General features: G+C 37.8%; 17 protein-coding genes. 14 read left to right on the forward strand and 3 right to left on the reverse strand.

Features of this window, described 5'->3' with window-relative positions; all coding sequences use genetic code 11:
* Nucleotides 1-7 precede the first annotated feature (7 nt).
* From RCG25_RS09860 to RCG25_RS09880, 5 genes are all read left to right on the forward strand, one after another.
* A complete protein-coding gene (locus RCG25_RS09860) occupies nucleotides 8-1,126 on the forward strand; it encodes a GerAB/ArcD/ProY family transporter (RefSeq protein ID WP_308083492.1) in 1,119 nt (372 codons plus the stop codon).
* On the forward strand, nucleotides 1,113-2,264 hold the full coding sequence (locus RCG25_RS09865) for a Ger(x)C family spore germination protein (protein ID WP_308083493.1): 1,152 nt from the start codon (nucleotides 1,113-1,115) through the stop codon (nucleotides 2,262-2,264). The genes RCG25_RS09860 and RCG25_RS09865 overlap by 14 nt, the downstream gene beginning before the upstream one ends.
* Nucleotides 2,265-2,344: 80 nt before the next feature.
* Nucleotides 2,345-2,923, forward strand: a complete 579-nt coding sequence (locus RCG25_RS09870; protein WP_308083494.1) for an SCO family protein — start codon at nucleotides 2,345-2,347, stop codon at nucleotides 2,921-2,923.
* 111 nt (nucleotides 2,924-3,034) lie between these two features.
* Nucleotides 3,035-3,859 (forward strand): SGNH/GDSL hydrolase family protein, encoded by an 825-nt coding sequence (locus tag RCG25_RS09875; RefSeq protein WP_308083495.1) that lies wholly within the window; start codon nucleotides 3,035-3,037, stop codon nucleotides 3,857-3,859.
* A 6-nt stretch (nucleotides 3,860-3,865) separates the two neighbouring features.
* A complete protein-coding gene (locus RCG25_RS09880) occupies nucleotides 3,866-4,447 on the forward strand; it encodes a YpmS family protein (protein WP_308083496.1) in 582 nt (193 codons plus the stop codon).
* 32 nt (nucleotides 4,448-4,479) lie between these two features.
* On the opposite strand, the gene RCG25_RS09885 is transcribed toward RCG25_RS09880, so the two are convergent.
* Complete coding sequence (locus tag RCG25_RS09885) at nucleotides 4,480-5,232, reverse strand: DUF4397 domain-containing protein (protein ID WP_308083497.1); 753 nt, start codon at nucleotides 5,230-5,232, stop codon at nucleotides 4,480-4,482.
* A 341-nt stretch (nucleotides 5,233-5,573) separates the two neighbouring features.
* On the opposite strand from RCG25_RS09885, the gene rsgA reads away from it, so the two are divergent.
* The 3 genes from rsgA (at nucleotide 5,574) to msrB (ending at nucleotide 7,722) form a co-directional block, all read left to right on the forward strand.
* Nucleotides 5,574-6,641 carry a ribosome small subunit-dependent GTPase A gene (gene rsgA, locus RCG25_RS09890; protein ID WP_308083498.1) on the forward strand — a complete coding sequence of 356 codons (1,068 nt, stop codon included), beginning with the start codon at nucleotides 5,574-5,576 and terminating at the stop codon, nucleotides 6,639-6,641.
* Between the two features lie 165 nt (nucleotides 6,642-6,806).
* Nucleotides 6,807-7,298, forward strand: a complete 492-nt coding sequence (msrA, locus tag RCG25_RS09895) for a peptide-methionine (S)-S-oxide reductase MsrA (protein WP_374121068.1) — start codon at nucleotides 6,807-6,809, stop codon at nucleotides 7,296-7,298.
* Nucleotides 7,282-7,722 (forward strand): peptide-methionine (R)-S-oxide reductase MsrB, encoded by a 441-nt coding sequence (gene msrB, locus RCG25_RS09900; RefSeq protein ID WP_308083500.1) that lies wholly within the window; start codon nucleotides 7,282-7,284, stop codon nucleotides 7,720-7,722. Before msrA ends, msrB begins: the two co-directional genes overlap by 17 nt.
* 212 nt (nucleotides 7,723-7,934) lie before the next feature.
* Here the strand turns inward: msrB and RCG25_RS09905 are convergent, their stop codons facing one another.
* A complete protein-coding gene (locus RCG25_RS09905; protein ID WP_308083501.1) occupies nucleotides 7,935-8,528 on the reverse strand; it encodes a DUF502 domain-containing protein in 594 nt (197 codons plus the stop codon).
* 119 nt (nucleotides 8,529-8,647) lie between these two features.
* On the opposite strand from RCG25_RS09905, the gene RCG25_RS09910 reads away from it, so the two are divergent.
* Together RCG25_RS09910 and RCG25_RS09915 are read left to right on the forward strand one after the other, a co-directional pair.
* Nucleotides 8,648-8,806, forward strand: a complete 159-nt coding sequence (locus tag RCG25_RS09910) for a YjcZ family sporulation protein (protein WP_308083502.1) — start codon at nucleotides 8,648-8,650, stop codon at nucleotides 8,804-8,806.
* A 193-nt stretch (nucleotides 8,807-8,999) separates the two neighbouring features.
* Nucleotides 9,000-10,466 carry an NAD(P)/FAD-dependent oxidoreductase gene (locus RCG25_RS09915; RefSeq protein ID WP_308083503.1) on the forward strand — a complete coding sequence of 489 codons (1,467 nt, stop codon included), beginning with the start codon at nucleotides 9,000-9,002 and terminating at the stop codon, nucleotides 10,464-10,466.
* Between the two features lie 72 nt (nucleotides 10,467-10,538).
* On the opposite strand, the gene RCG25_RS09920 is transcribed toward RCG25_RS09915, so the two are convergent.
* Nucleotides 10,539-11,900: a TrkH family potassium uptake protein gene (locus tag RCG25_RS09920; protein WP_308083504.1), complete on the reverse strand. Its 1,362-nt coding sequence runs from the start codon at nucleotides 11,898-11,900 to the stop codon at nucleotides 10,539-10,541.
* A 178-nt stretch (nucleotides 11,901-12,078) separates the two neighbouring features.
* On the opposite strand from RCG25_RS09920, the gene RCG25_RS09925 reads away from it, so the two are divergent.
* From RCG25_RS09925 to RCG25_RS09940, 4 genes are read left to right on the forward strand one after another with little or no spacing between them, the layout of a single operon-like run.
* A complete protein-coding gene (locus tag RCG25_RS09925) occupies nucleotides 12,079-13,434 on the forward strand; it encodes an aspartate aminotransferase family protein (RefSeq protein ID WP_308084147.1) in 1,356 nt (451 codons plus the stop codon).
* Nucleotides 13,435-14,127 (forward strand): CoA transferase subunit A, encoded by a 693-nt coding sequence (locus tag RCG25_RS09930; RefSeq protein ID WP_308083505.1) that lies wholly within the window; start codon nucleotides 13,435-13,437, stop codon nucleotides 14,125-14,127. It begins immediately after the preceding gene.
* Nucleotides 14,112-14,777: a 3-oxoacid CoA-transferase subunit B gene (locus RCG25_RS09935; RefSeq protein WP_308083506.1), complete on the forward strand. Its 666-nt coding sequence runs from the start codon at nucleotides 14,112-14,114 to the stop codon at nucleotides 14,775-14,777. Before RCG25_RS09930 ends, RCG25_RS09935 begins: the two co-directional genes overlap by 16 nt.
* Nucleotides 14,778-14,806: 29 nt before the next feature.
* Entirely contained in the window at nucleotides 14,807-16,075 is a 1,269-nt protein-coding gene (locus RCG25_RS09940) for a peptidase (protein WP_308083507.1), read from the forward strand.
* Nucleotides 16,076-16,081: the final 6 nt, after the last annotated feature.

Below are 16,081 nucleotides of genomic sequence, written 5' to 3' on the forward strand. Positions count from 1 at the left end.
GGTCAAGATGAAAGTGAATTTACATCCAAAAGAGGGACTGTTATTTGAAGCATTTCTTGTCGTGTTTATTGTCCATGCCATCCAAACGGGAGTAGGTTTAGTAGGACTTCCGAGGGTTGTCTATATGGAAGCCAAACATGATGCGTGGATTGCTGTCCTTCTTGGAGGGATTTTTACTGCATTTGTATTAGTCATGATGGTGCGTATGCTTGGAAAATATGATAGTGCTGATTTGTACGGAATCCATGTTGATGTTTTTGGTAAATGGATAGGTCATGCATTAAGTATTTTCTATATGCTGTATTTAAGTCTTAGCTTTTTTATTATCCTTATGAATTATATAGAAATTATCCAAGTTTGGATTTTTCCAGATCTTCCAACCTGGCAAATTTCTTTAGTTTTAATCCTTCTGACTATTTATGCTGTAACTGGTGGTGTTCGTGTAATTGTAGGAGTGGCCTTCCTATCAGTACTGGGAACCTTTTGGCTTAACTTTTTCATCATTGTACCTATTAGGTATTCCGATTTCAAACATCTTCTTCCCATTATGAACATTAATATGATGCAGCTAGTGAAAGGCATGTACAAAACCACTCTATCGCTCATGGGGTTTGAATTAATTATGTTCTTTTATCCTTATGTAAAAGACAAAAAGAAAGTCATGCTGTACACACAGATAGGAAATCTTTATACCACTGCAATATTTACTTTGATTACTCTAGTTTGTATTGCGTTTTTCTCAGAAAATGGTTTAGCACGAACCATTTGGCCGGTTTTATCGATGTTCAAGATTGTGAAATTGCCCAACTTAGAACGATTTGAATTTATTGCCGTTTCCTTTTGGATGTTAATTATTTTACCAAATATGTGCGGTTATTTATGGGCCGCATCTAAAGGCCTTAAACGAATCTTTCAATTGAAACAGAAAAAAGGGATTTGGATTATTGGACTTTTAGTTTGGATAGGAACCTTTTTTATTAAAGCTCGATACCAAATGAATGTAGTAACTGATTACACGGCTAAGCTTGGATTCGTTGCAGCGTTCTGTTATCCAATACTCCTTTCAGTGATTGTTTCTGTGAAAAAGTGGCTCCAAAGGAGGAAGAAATCGAATGCTGAAGTGTAGCAGAAGTAAATTACTTTTATTACTTGCTTGTTGCATGACAATCATGACAGGATGTGTGGAACAAAAGCCGCTTGAAAAGTTGGGCCTCATTACTACTGCCGGATACGATTTAATAGGCAAGGAGCAAATTAAAGGAATTGTAGTCGTACAAAAGTTTGATCCTATGGCTAAATCAGCAACAAAGGTTATAAGTGCGATTTCAAAAACAAGCAAAGGATTAAGGCAAGCAGAAAATCTTAAATCCAACCAAAAACTGGTCTCAGGACAGCTTCGGTCGGTTGTTTATAGTAGAGAACTTGCTGAAAAAGGGATTATACAATTAGTTGATACGTTAAACCGTGATGCTGCTATTGGCAACATGGTTTATTTAACAATTGCAGACCAAACAGCTGAGGAGATTATGAAAATTGACTATAGTAAAACAAATATTAACCTTGGCACATACATCTATAATTTAATCAAACAGAATGTCGAGGGAGAGCAAATTATCTCACCCACCTTACAAGAATTTAATCATAATTACTATGATATTGGTAAAGATCCCGTTCTTCCCATCTTAAAAATGCAAGGTGGGGACGTGGTTATTTCAGGCGTCGGACTATTCAGAGAGGATCGATTGGTTGATGAGCTGAAGCAATCGCAGCTATTCTTTTTGAAGATTTTAGTTGATAAATACAAAGCCGGAACACTGGAATTAGGCTTCAAAAAAGAAGAACTTCAAGATATTATGTTAAAAGGTTTAGTACAAACCCCCTTGTATAATAATATCTACCTCACGATTGATAATATAAGGAGCAAGTCTAAAATAAAATTGATTGACAAACAGAATCTCAAATTCAAAGTGGAAATAAAATTAGATTCAAGGCTATTAGAGATGACAGAGCCATTGGATTTGTCGAAACCAGCGACAGTAAAGCTACTAGAGAAAAAAATGAACAAAGCAATGGAAAAGCAAGTAGAGGATCTACTCTATCATTTAAGGGAACTAGATATTGATCCTATAGGCTTTGGAAATGAGTATGAAGTACATTACAGAGGCCAGCAAATATCCAAAGAGAAATGGAGAGAACTATATAAAAAGGCTGAGTTTGATGTACAAGTAAAGAATAGGATTGAGAAAACAGGTGTAATTGATTGAATAAACTCTTTCTCTTTTCACTTTTGTCTTTCTTTGTTAAACTATTCACGAAATGAATAGAAAAGGTTGCAGGTGATTAGATGAAGATTCGGTATTTGTTGTATTTTGTTATCGTTGGTATGCTTTTATTAGCTGGATGTGGAAAAAAAGAAATAGAAAATGCCGTTAATTGGCCTATTAAAGATTTCACAGCAACTAGTCAGGAGCATAAGACGGTTGGATTAAAAGATTTAAAAGGTAAGGTTTGGATTTCAGATTTTATTTTTACAAGCTGTGCCGATGTCTGCCCGCCAATGACTGCTAATATGGCTAAACTACAAAAAATGGTAAACGACAAAGGGTTAGAAAACGTAGAGTTTGTTTCCTTCAGTGTCGATCCTTCAGTGGATACTCCAGAAGCATTAAAGAACTATGCTACGCAGTTCGGTGCCGATCTTAAAAACTGGACGTTACTAACGGGTTATTCTCAAGAGTTTATTGAAGAATTTGCTTTGAAGAACTATAAGGCTCTTGTAAAAAAACCGGAAGAAGGAAATCAAGTGATTCATGGAACCTCTATCTATTTGGTCGATCAAAAAGGGAATATTAAAAAGTCCTATAATGGCTACAAGAATGTCCCGTTTGAAGAAATAATTTCTGATATAAAATCGTTACAATAGACCAATGAAATGGTCTATTTTTTTTACCAAGAATAGGATATAGTGTAAATTTGTTTTGAATGATTTGGGTAGTGGTATAATAAAATTAGTTTAGAAAGCAGGTGAATAAAGATGAAAAAGTATTTCACCGCTCTAATTCTCTCGATATTATTTTTAAGTTCATGTAGTCAATCTAACCCTTTAGAATTTCATCAAGAAAAGAAGGTAGCAGCACAGGTTTTTGAACAAATTCCTGCTGATTTTTATCCGCGTAAACTAACGATTGTTTCAGTAGGTGATTCCTTAACGAAAGGCATTGGGGATAGTACTGGTAAAGGTGGATACTTACCATATTTAGAATCAATGCTAGAAAAAGAAAAAGGGATTCAAGAAGTTGATTTTTATAATTTTGGTGTAAAGGGTAATCGAACCACTCAACTTTTAAAAAGACTACAATCGCCGGAAATGAAATTAGCAATAAAGAAGGCTGATTTAGTAATTCTGACAATTGGCGGCAATGATATTATGAAAGTTGTAAAGGATCATTTCTCTAATCTTCAGGTTTCTGACTTTATGAAGGAAAGAGAAAATTATAAAGACCATTTAACTCAAATAATGGAGGCTATTGCACAAGAAAATCCGGATGCATCTATCGTTTTAGTTGGCCTATATAATCCATTCGCCAAATGGTTTTCAGATATTAAAGAGATGGATCAAATTGTTGCCGATTGGAACCAAACTGGTCAAATGGTTATTGCCAATTATCCTCGTGCATATTTTGTCCCAATTGAGGATGTGTTCTTAAATGCATCCGAAGACCTTTTCTATACAGATAATTTCCATCCAAATAACAAAGGATATGAACTGATTGCACAAAGGTTGAATCAGACACTTGGAGAAAGTGTATTACCTGATCTGGAGAGAAAATCTTATACAGTCAGTACAGAGGAGAATTAGACATTTATGAAAAACAAGTGGAAGATTGGGTTCCTTCTCTTGTTAGGACTCAACGTATTAATCGCTATTATCATGTTATCTTTAATAATGATGCCAACGAGTAATAAGGAAAGTAGCAAACAAAAAGATTTAAAGGAGGATGATCATGTATCCTTCCATGTAAAATCAAATAAGAATGATCTTAATCAGCTAATCAATCATTACTTGAAGGAAGAAGCTGCTGATTCACCTATAGAGTACCAAGTGGTACTTGGGGATGAAGTGGAACTATATGGAACAATACCTTTTTTTAGTGAAGAACTAAATATGAAACTTACTTTTGTACCTGAAGCGTTAAAAAATGGCGATTTGGTTCTTAAACAAAAATCAATGGCGATTGGCCGATTACATCTACCAATTGCTTACGTTTTATCATTCATAAGTGACAATTACAAGCTCCCTAGGGGAGTGGATATTCGTCCAGATGATCACTTGGTTTACGTTCATATGCAGCAATTAAAGTTGAAAAGTGATCTGAAAATCCAAGCAGATAAATTTGATTTAAAGAAAGATGATATCGCATTTACCATTTTAGTTCCGGTGAAATAGGGGGGCTGACTTATAGTCAGCCTCTCTTTTTTTTAATCCTTCACGCTAATATAATGGATTTCAGGTTTCTCTTTTACTAAGCCTAGAAAAATGATGGTGTAGCTTTCATTGGGTTTAAAAGAAACACTTGGCAAAGAAAGAACTGCTTCTTTACTACCCGCCTCCCTTGCTTCAAGGTCAACTGTCATGGGGGTTAAACCTAAATATTCTGTTGCTTGTTTATAAGAGACTTTAGGGAAGATTACATCTTGGTCCTTTACGGCAATATCTAGTGGAGGAGCATCTGGTGATAAATGGATAAAACGCACCTTTGCTTCATTTAATGGTGTGGAAGGCTCATTTTGAAATACCAGCAGGCGTAATTTTTTTACAGAGTCTATAGCCGTTAAGGTATAGGACTTTCCTGGCTCTACTGTTATTTTTTTATTTAAAACACTATCTACCATGTTCCCTGCTGGATAAATATCAATATGATATTTCCCTGCCTTTAAAGATAGTTCATTACTTACCTGTTTAAATGATAAGTCTCTGATTACTCGCTTCCCGTTAATATAGATATCTACATTGGGTGCATCTGGAGAAGTATGAAGGATGCGTATTTTCGCCTCAGTTTGAGATAGAGGGGGAGGAGTCCGCATAAATTGCAAAGCTTTATTCATGTATTTTAGATGTTTGCCATAATAGTGCATGTGCAGGTTTGGGAGTGAATATTTATAGTGTTGTGCCAACAAATCATACATTGCCGCTCTTTGTAGATAATCGGTAGAGGTTCTTTTATCAGACATTCGTTTCAACTCCTATCTATTGGTTTACATGATAATTTATTCATGCTTATTTAGGTAGGTGTCTACCATCTCTTGTTGAATGTTGAAAATTTTTCATTATTTGTTTACAAATGGATAAGTTAAACATATACTTAAAATAATTACGATTGAAAGCGGGTGAAGTGCAATGTTAATTGGAAATATTCGTAGAACTCATGATGTGAATATTGTTTGCACAGCCCAAAGAGGTTCAATTTAGGGAGATTTCTACCCTTGATTCCACTATGCGAGTAAAACCATGGGCTGTGTGTGCCTATGGTTTTTTATTATGTAAAAAATACATTCTCGCTGGAGGAATTAAGATGAATTTAGTAACAATGGGAGTAACAGATAAAGTAAAAAATGATTTTGATCATGTTAAAACAAGTGAAGAATTAGTTCTTGGACGTGTAGCACTTGAGCATAAACACTTGTACCGAGTATGGACGGAGCAAGGTGAGCTGCTTTGTGAAGTATCAGGGAAATTTAGCTTTCAAGCTCAGAACCGTGATGATTTCCCTGCTGTAGGAGATTGGGTCTGTTTGAAGCCTAGATATTCAGAAGAAAAGGGCACAATTATGGCCGTATTGCCACGAAAAAGTAAATTTTCAAGAAAATCTGCAGGTGACACAGCAGAAGAGCAGATCGTTGCTACAAATGTGGATACGGTCTTTTTAGTTAATTCATTAAATGAGGATCTAAATCTAAGAAGAATCGAACGTTATTTATTGTTATCATGGGAAAGTGGGGCATCACCAGTAATTGTTTTAAGCAAAGCAGACCTTTGTTCAGACATCCATTCGAAACTAAATGAAGTGGAGGCTATTGCCTTGGGCGCTGTACCTGTTATTCGAATCAGCTCGGAAACGAGTCTTGGACTTGCTAGCTTAGAGCCTTACCTGAAACCAGGAAAAACAATTGCCCTGCTTGGGTCATCAGGTGTAGGGAAATCGACGTTAACTAACAGGTTACTAGGGAAAGAAAAGCAACTGGTACAGGAAATAAGGCTTGGTGATGATAAAGGAAGACATACGACTACCCATAGAGAAATGATCCTTTTACCGAACGGCTGTGTACTCATTGATACCCCTGGAATGAGAGAATTACAGTTGTGGGAAAGTGCTGAGGGCTTATCTGAAACCTTTTCGGAAATTGAGGAATTGGCCGGACAATGCCGCTTCCGTGATTGTCAACATAAGGATGAACCAGGCTGTGCTGTAGTAAGGGCCATTGAAGATGGGTACGTTTCGATTGAAAGGTTAACTAGCTATAATAAGTTGCAAAAAGAGCTCGCATATATTGAGAGAAAAACGGATAAACGAGCTCAGGCAGAAGTTCGAAAACAGTGGAAAAACATTAATAAACAAATCAAGCAACGAAAGAGCAGATAGAAACGAAGAGGCTGGGTATCAGCCTCTTTTTGTTTCAAACAGCAGATTTTATTTTTGAATTAATTTTCTATATACTTGTAATACAAACTAAAAGCAACAGAAAGGGTGGGGTATTTGGAGAAAAACTACGAAGTCGCTACTTTTGCCGGAGGCTGTTTTTGGTGTATGGTCAAACCGTTTGATGAACAGCCTGGAATTAAACGTGTTATTTCCGGATATACGGGAGGTTTTGTAGAAAATCCTTCTTATCAGCAAGTATGCACGGATACAACCGGTCATTATGAAGCTGTACAAATAACCTACGATCCCGAGGTTTTTCCATATGAAAAATTACTCGAATTATTTTGGCAGCAAATTGATCCAACAGATCCTGGCGGTCAATTTTATGACCGCGGACAATCGTATCAAACGGCGATTTTTTACCATAACGAAATGCAAAAAAGATTGGCTGAAGAATCCAAGAAAGTGTTGCAGGAAAGTGGTAAGTTTAGTAAACCAATTGTTACTCCACTATTGTCCGCCAAGACCTTTTATCCGGCTGAAGAATACCATCAGCAGTATTATAAGAAAAATCGCGCTCATTATGAGTCCTATCAAATAGGCTCGGGTAGGGCAGGTTTTATTCAAAAGCATTGGGGAGATGAAAGTGATAAATAAGGATAAGCTAAAGCAGGAATTAACTCCAATTCAATATGAAGTAACACAAAATAATGGGACAGAGCCTCCTTTCAGAAATGAGTATTGGAATGAAACTAGAGACGGAATTTATGTGGACCTAGTTTCAGGTAAGCCTTTATTTAGCTCATTAGATAAGTTTGATGCAGGATGTGGCTGGCCAAGTTTTACGAAGCCAATCCAAGAGGAAGAAGTCGTAGAAAAATCTGATCTCAGCCATTTTATGGTTCGGACGGAAGTCAGAAGTAAAACTGCTGACTCCCATTTAGGACATGTGTTTGATGACGGACCTCTTCCAACAGGATTACGGTACTGTATTAACTCGGCCGCTTTAAGGTTTATTCCAATGGAAAAACTCGAAGAGGAAGGGTACGGTGAATTCGTAAAACTATTTGAAGAAAAATAATAAAAGCCGCTCAGCTGAGCGGCTTTTATTTTTGGATAGGAAATTATAAAAAGGCCCGAGTGTGGATAACAGAACTAGTAGTCTGAATCTAGCTCCAGCGCCTAGCCCCTCGGGTCAAATAACCTTCGGCAAGAAAAGTCAAAATGCGGACTTTTCCCGCCGAAGAACATTTGCCTGTCGGGGCTGGACGAGGCGCTTCCGCCTTTTGTTCTTTATTCTTTTCCCTTTTGTTTCGATGTAGAGGTCATTCCACCAGAAAGGATAAATTTCATTGCATCCTCAGGCTTAACATCGATAATCTCCACCTGGTCCTTTGGGATAAGGAAGGTAAATCCAGCTACCTGAAAGGTTTGTGGGATATAGACTGCTACATGATCCTTTAGAGGACTATAAAACTCCTCTACCTGTTCGGAAGTTATAAAACCCATACTCCGCATGTCAGTTCCGGGAATGACCACAAGCGCAACCTTGGAGAAAGCTTTCTTGTCACCAAGAAAGGATTGGACGGTATCTTTTATAACTGAATAAATGGTTTTCACAATTGGGATTCTTTCTAGTAGATGATCAATCAGTTTGATGATCTTGCTAGTAATAAATTTGGTTGACAGCCAGCCTAAAAAGGTAATTAAGATGATGGTGGTTAGTAATCCGAATCCAGGAATATAATCTTCCTTTAAAAAAGGTTTCAAGCTATTGCCAAGTAATCCGTCTAAAAAGAGAAAGGTCTTATAAATAACATAGAAAACGAGAATAATTGGAACAATTGTTAAGATCCCATTAATAAAACTTTTAATCATTGATTTCATGGTTTCACCTGCAATTTTTATCATTGTCTTTCATAATATAGGCGAATGCACATACAGGTCAAGTATCTAGTTCATAAAGTAACAGGGAAAAGAAACAAATTATCGAGGAGTGAATGTTTATGTATCATGGATACGGATATGGTGGTTTTGATGGGTGCTGTGGTCCTGCATACCCAGCAGCTGGTTGTGGAGTTGGCTTTGGTTTTGGAGGATTCGCGTTAATCGTTGTATTGTTCATCTTGTTAATCATCATCGGAGCAAGCTGGAACTTTTGCTAAATAGATAAGGACTGACTCATGGATGTTCTCCATGAGTCACTTTTTTTTATATGCTTATTTTTCTGAAAAAGAACCAAAAGACGAACATTAAATTATTTTTATTATAAATAGTTCGTTTTTAATGTTGACGTCACCATTATCGTCTGATATATTTACCAGTGGATGAGTAAAATGACTTTGGAGGTATTGGACAATGAATGCGAAATATGATGTGATTGTAGTGGGTGCTGGCCCCGCAGGGATTTTTACCTGCTATGAACTTACGCTAAAAATGCCGAACGCAAAGGTGCTATTAGTGGATAAAGGACATGATATTTATCGGAGAAATTGCCCAATCTTACAGAAAAAAATTGAAAAATGTCCACCTGCTTCGGGAAGAAAAGAGTTTGCAGGTTGCCTGCCCGCTTGCTCCATTACCAATGGGTTTGGTGGTGCGGGTGCTTATTCTGATGGTAAGTTTAATATAACTAGTGAATTTGGTGGATGGATGACAGATTACCTCTCAGATTCTCAAGTGGTTGAGTTAATTCGTTACGTCGATGAAATTAATTTAAAGCATGGTGCGACAAAAAGCATTACAGACCCATTAACAGATGAGGTTAGGGATATTGAACGCCGTGGCTATGCTGCGGGGCTAAAACTGTTACGTGCCCAAGTTCGTCACCTTGGTACGGAGCAAAATCTAGAAATCTTAAAAAGCATTTTTGAGTACTTAACAACAAAGATTGAGATGTCATTTAAAACAGAAGTTGAAGATTTAATAACAGAGAAAACAGCAAATGGGCATATTGTAAAAGGTATAAAACTGAAAGCGGACAAAAATATTTATGCAGATAAAGTGGTTATTACCCCAGGAAGAGATGGTTCGAAGTGGCTTTCTGATCTATTAAAATCTCGTAGACTTCGGATGATTAGTAACCAAGTGGATATCGGTGTTAGAGTGGAAACTTCCAACATTGTTATGCAAGAAATTAATGAGCATTTGTATGAAGGAAAGTTTGTATTTAACACATCGGTAGGAACTAGGGTTCGAACTTTTTGTAGCAATCCTTCGGGACATGTGGTTGTGGAAAATCATTCGGGTATTATGTTAGCAAATGGACATGCTTATAAAGATCCAAATCTTGGAAGTCCGAACACCAATTTTGCTTTATTAGTCTCCCATACGTTCTCTGAACCATTTGATAAGCCGAATGAATATGCGCATGAAATTTCGCGTCTTGCTAATACCCTTTCTAATGGTGGACTAATTGTACAAAAGTACGGGGACATCTTAAAAGGAAGAAGATCGACAGAAAAAAGAATTAAGGAAGGTTTCTTAGAGCCAACCTTAAAAGAAGCAGTCCCTGGAGACCTTGGTTTAGTACTTCCGTATAATACATTAAAAAGTTTAGTAGAAATGACAGAGGCGCTGAATCAAGTTACCCCTGGTCTTGCGTCAGAACACACGTTATTCTACGGTGTGGAAGCCAAATTTTATTCAGCAAGACCAAAGTTAAACAACCGATTTGAAACGGAAATTAGCGGTCTGTATGTTGGTGGCGATGGGGCAGGGGTTACTCGTGGTCTTGCTCAGGCTAGTGCTTGTGGGGTTTGGATTGCTAGGGATATCATTGAAAAAACACCAATGGAACAAAAACGTGTAACAATTATGGCTTAAGCAGCAAAATACTATTGGTTTTTTACTGAAAGAGGAGGTTATCCATATAAACCTCCTCTTTTTTACATCAATTTAACCTATCGTTACTTTTTCCTTCGGATAATTGAACTTTTCTTTGCTGCTTTTACCACGTAAAATAAGCAAGCATGTAACGATTCCAACTCTCCCAATAAACATTAATAGTATGATCATAATTTCGCCAAATGTGGTTAACCGTGGTGTTAAGCCCATTGATAAACCATTAGTACCAAAAGCAGAAGAAACTTCAAAAATAACCTCAATGACGGTACCTTTCTCTGTAATAGTTAAAATTAAAATAGAAATTAAGCAAAGGAAGGCACCCGTTGTAATAACGATAAAGGATTTAAGAATATCCTCGCTAAGTAATTCTCGTCTGAATATTTTAACTGTACTTTTCCCTTGGGCGTAGAAGACGATGGCTAAAATAACAATGGCAAATGTCGTCGTCCGAATTCCCCCGCTTGCACTACTAGGTGATCCCCCAATAAACATTAGGATAGATAGGAAAAGTTGGTTGCTTGGAGTAAATTCGTTGATATCTAGAGTAGCCAATCCCGCACTTTTTGTTGTAGCTGAATGGAAAAGTGAATAGAAAAAGGCTTCATGCCACTCTTTGTTCACAAAAAAATGGCGACTATCAAATAGGTAAATGAATAAAGCTCCCACAACGGTAAGGCTGATAAAGGTGACCGTTGTTAATTTAGTGAACAGAGTAAAATGAAACTTCTTCTTTTCCTTTCGACTTAAAAAGAATTCTAAAACTTCTACAATAACCGGAAAACCTATCGCTCCTACAACCATCAATAAAATGATTGTGCTTTGAATAAAATAATCATTATTAAATGGATTTAGAGACTCACCTGTGATATCAAAGCCTGCATTGGTGGTTGCGCTGATAGATGCGAAAAATCCGTGTTTAAATGCAGCCAAGGGACTTTTAAAATAATGTAAAAACCGAATTCCTAAAATAATCCCACCGATAATTTCAAAAGAAATAATGATAATGAAGATTCTTTTGGCAAGCTGAACCAAACCAGCCAAGTTAGATTGGTTTTGATCAATCATGATTAGTTGCCTTTCTTTTAGGCCCACTTTTTTCCCCAACATGATCCATAAAAATGTACTTAAAGACATAACCCCTAATCCACCCAGCTGTAAAATGATGCATAAGAGAAATATTCCGAAGTTATTAAATGTATCTTTTATTGAAATCACACTTAGTCCAGTCACACTAATCGCACTTGCAGAAGTGAACATGGCATCAATAAAACTTAATGAAACATTTTCACGATGTGCAAATGGGATTTTTAATAATAATGTAGAAATAATTAACGCAGAGAAATAAAAGATAACAATTAATTGAATAGTGGAGATCTCTTTGGATTTTGTTTGTATTTTTTTAATTGTGTTCATATCATCATTTCCTTCAGCAGTCTAAGTGTAATTCTATAATATTACCCATAAAAAGTAAAAGACAGGCTTAAAAGCCTGTTTTTTTTCTGTCATCTCAACACATGGAGATAGAATGAAAAATCACTTCATACAATTATATAAGTGGTTTACTTATTTCGTAAAAGAAAGTGGTGTCAAAGTGGAAAACTCATTTCTAATCAAACCAATGTTGGATGAAATATACCCTGTTATTGATTATGGCAAGGGCATATATCTATTTGATTTGGACGGGAAAAAATATTTGGATGCTGCCTCAGGTGCAGTAACTGCCAATATTGGTCATGGGACAGAGGAAATCATTGAAGCCATGCAAGAACAAGCTAAAAAAGTTTCCTTTGTCTATCGATCTCAATTTACAAGTGAACCAGCTGAGAAGCTTGCCAAAAAAATTGCCGAATTAACCCCAGGTGACCTGAACTGGAGCTTCTTTGTAAATAGCGGATCAGAGGCCACTGAGACAGCAATGAAAATGGCCATTCAATACTGGCAAGAAAAAGGGATTCAAACCAAAAACAAAGTGTTATCAAGATGGGTTAGTTATCATGGGATTACGCTTGGCGCGCTTTCTATGTCTGGACACACAGGGAGAAGAGCTAGATTTGTTCCTCTGCTAGAAGAATTCCCAGTGATTAATCCTCCTTATTGCTATCGCTGTCCCTATAATCTTGAGGCTCCATCCTGTCATTTTCTTTGTGCACAAGAACTCGAAACAGCCATCTTGAGAATAGGAGCCGAACAAATAGCTGCTTTTATTGCCGAGCCAGTTATTGGTGCAGCAGGGGGAGCTATTGCCCCTCCAAAGGATTATTTTAAAAAGATTAAAGAGATATGCGAAAAACATGACATTCTATTTATAGCTGATGAAGTGATGACAGGTTTTGGACGGACAGGAACCATGCTTGCTTGTGATTATTGGGGTGTAATCCCCGATATTGTAGCTTTTGGCAAAGGGATGGGGGCTGGATATGCCCCTATAGCAGCAGCTGTAGCGAGTGAAAAGGTGATGGAACCTATATTGGCCGGATCAAAATCAGTGATGAGTGGACATACATTAAGTGCGAACCCCCAATCATGCGCTGTGTCCTTAGCCGTTCTAGAATACTTGGAAAAATACAAGATTATTAGTGAAGTAGAAAATAAGGGCATTTATTTAAAAAATCAAATTGAAAAGCTAAAAGGGCTATTTCCATTTATCGGGGATGTCCGAGGGAAGGGGCTACTACTTGGTATTGAATTTGTCGAGAACCAAATTGATAAAACACCATATCCAAGAAAAGCATTAATTACACAGAAGATGGTAGCTTTAGCTAAGGAAAAAGGCTTGATTGTGTACCCTGCGGGTGCAGGGATTGATGGGATGAACGGTGATTCTATTATTATTTCACCGCCATTAATCATTACAAAAAGAGAAATTGAAGAGTTAGTGAGTTTACTTAAAGAAACATTTACCGCCTTTTTAAATGAAAGAAATGCTGAAATGGTTGGTGATGTGTAAATGGAGAATTCGTTCGGAAAAATTACAACATTAGAGGCAGTTTTGAAATTTTTTCATGATGAAATGACCATCATGTTTGGGGGATTTGGAGGGGTCGGAACCCCCCCGACATTAATTGACGGTATTCTGGAAAAGGAAATCCGAGAACTCACCTTAATTGGAAATGATACAGGTTTCCCACATATAGGAATAGGAAAAATAGTTAGTCGTGGCAGAGCTAAAAAGGTCATTGCATCCCATATTGGTTCTAATCCCATTGCAGGAGACCTTATGCATGCAGGAAAGCTTGAAGTGGAGTTTTCCCCTCAGGGTATTTTGGCAGAAAGAATCCGCGCAGGGGGTGTTGGATTAGCAGCCATTTTATCTGATATTGGGATGGATAATGAAATGGTTTCGAAAAATAAACCACGTATTCAACTAAATGGCAGTGAATATCTGATAGAGACTGCCTTAACTGCAGAGGTTTCTATTGTTTATGCCAAGAAGGCTGATGAGTATGGAAATCTAATTTATGACAAAAGCGCACGCAATACGAATCCACTGGTCGCAATGGCAGGGGATTTAACGATAGCAGAAGTAGAAGAAATTGTTCCAATAGGAAGTCTTAACCCTGACGAAATTATTACCCCGGGAGTATTTGTTGATTATGTCATTCCAACGAAGGGGGTGAATTGGAAATGGGCATGGGAATAGATCTTAGAGATAAACTTGCAAAAAGAGCTGCTGAGGAAATTCAAAATGGGATGGTCGTTAACCTAGGTATTGGTATTCCCTCATTAGTACCGAACCACTTAACAGAGGAAACAATGGTTATGTTCCATGCCGAAAACGGGATTACCGGAATGGGACCAAGCCCGACCAAAGGAGAAGAGGATGAAAACCTATGTAATGCAGGGGGATTTCCCGTTACCTTAAACAAGGGCGGTTCCTATTGCGATAGTGCTATTGCTTTTGGAATGATCCGAAGAGGGAGAGTGGACATTACCATTCTTGGTTCACTTCAGGTAAGTCAAAAAGGAGATTTAGCAAACTGGATTGTCCCCGGAAAGAAGGTTCCAGGGATGGGAGGGGCAATGGAACTTGCTCAGAAGGCAAGAAAAGTCATTGTTGTTATGAATCATTGTGATAAAAATGGAAAACCAAAAATAGTTGAAACTTGCTCCTTACCATTAACCTCTGCAGGTTGTGTGGATCTGATTATTACAGAATTAGCTGTATTCAAGGTTAATGAAGAGGGGTTACTTTTGACAGAACTGTTTGCGCCGTACAGTTTAGCTGATGTGAAAAGCAAAACTGGATGTCAGTTCAAAATTGAAGAACAAATCCGCAAAATTCCGTACTAATCCGGATGCAGGTCGAAGGAGTGAATGATTTGCAAAACTATGAAAGCCGTATCAAGCATTGGTTAAAGGAGAATCGAGCGAGAGGGGCCAGACTGTTACAAATCCTTGTACAGGAGAATAGCACGAGGGGAAATGAAAGTAGTACACAGGCCATTGTTATTGAAAAATGCCGTCAGATGGGTTTGATTCTTGATATATGGGAAATTGGCGGAGAAGAACTAAAAAACCATCCTGCTTATTGCTGTGACCGTCAGAGCTTTGAAGGGAATCCTAATCTAGTTGCCGTTCTAAAAGGAGCAGGAGGTGGGAAATCAATTATTTTAAACGGTCATATTGATGTCGTACCTGTTGGGGATGAATCAAACTGGAGACATGATCCATTTAGTGGAGTGATTGAGTGCGGTAAGCTTTATGGAAGAGGAGCTACAGATATGAAAGGGGGGAATGTGGCTCTTTTACTAGCCATTGAATCCTTAATTGCAAATGGAATTAAATTAAAAGGAGATGTAATTTTTCAAAGTGTCATAGAAGAAGAAAGTGGTGGAGCAGGAACGCTAGCTGCCGTCTTGCGAGGATACAGGGCAGATGGAGCCATTATACCTGAGCCTACGAATATGAAATTATTCCCAAAACAACAGGGTTCAATGTGGTTCAGAATCACGGTTAAGGGAAGGGCGGCACATGGTGGAACTAGATACGAAGGGGTAAGTGCGATTGAAAAATCAATGCGGGTCATTCAAAGATTACAACAATTAGAGAAAGATAGAAATGCTAAGATTACTGACCCTCTCTTTGAAAAAATACCTATTCCCATCCCTATCAATATTGGAATGATTAACAGCGGAGAATGGCCTTCTTCAGTGCCTGACACCGCCATTATTGAGGGGAGAATGGGTGTGTTACCAGAAGAAACGATTCGAGCCGCCAAGTTAGAAATGGAGGCATGCCTACAGGAATTAAATGAAGCGGATGAATGGTTACAGGAAAACCCGCTTCAAATTGAGTGGTTTGGAGGCAGGTGGCTACCGGGAAGTTTAGAAAGTGATCACCCGTTAATGAATGAACTATCTAGGAGTTTTATAGTGGTGAAAGGGGATCCACCAATCGTTGAAGCAAGTCCATGGGGAACAGATGGTGGAATTCTTTCGACTGTTGGTGATACCCCCGTAGTGGTATTCGGACCGGGAATTACCGAAACAGCACATGATGCGAATGAACACATTGATTTGGAGGATTTGTTTGCGGCTAGCGAGATTATTGCTCTAACCTTGGTGAAGTGGTGTGAAGTTTGTGAATAAAAGAGG

The organism is Neobacillus sp. PS2-9 (genome assembly GCF_030915525.1).
Taxonomy (GTDB): Bacteria; Bacillota; Bacilli; order Bacillales; family Cytobacillaceae; genus Neobacillus.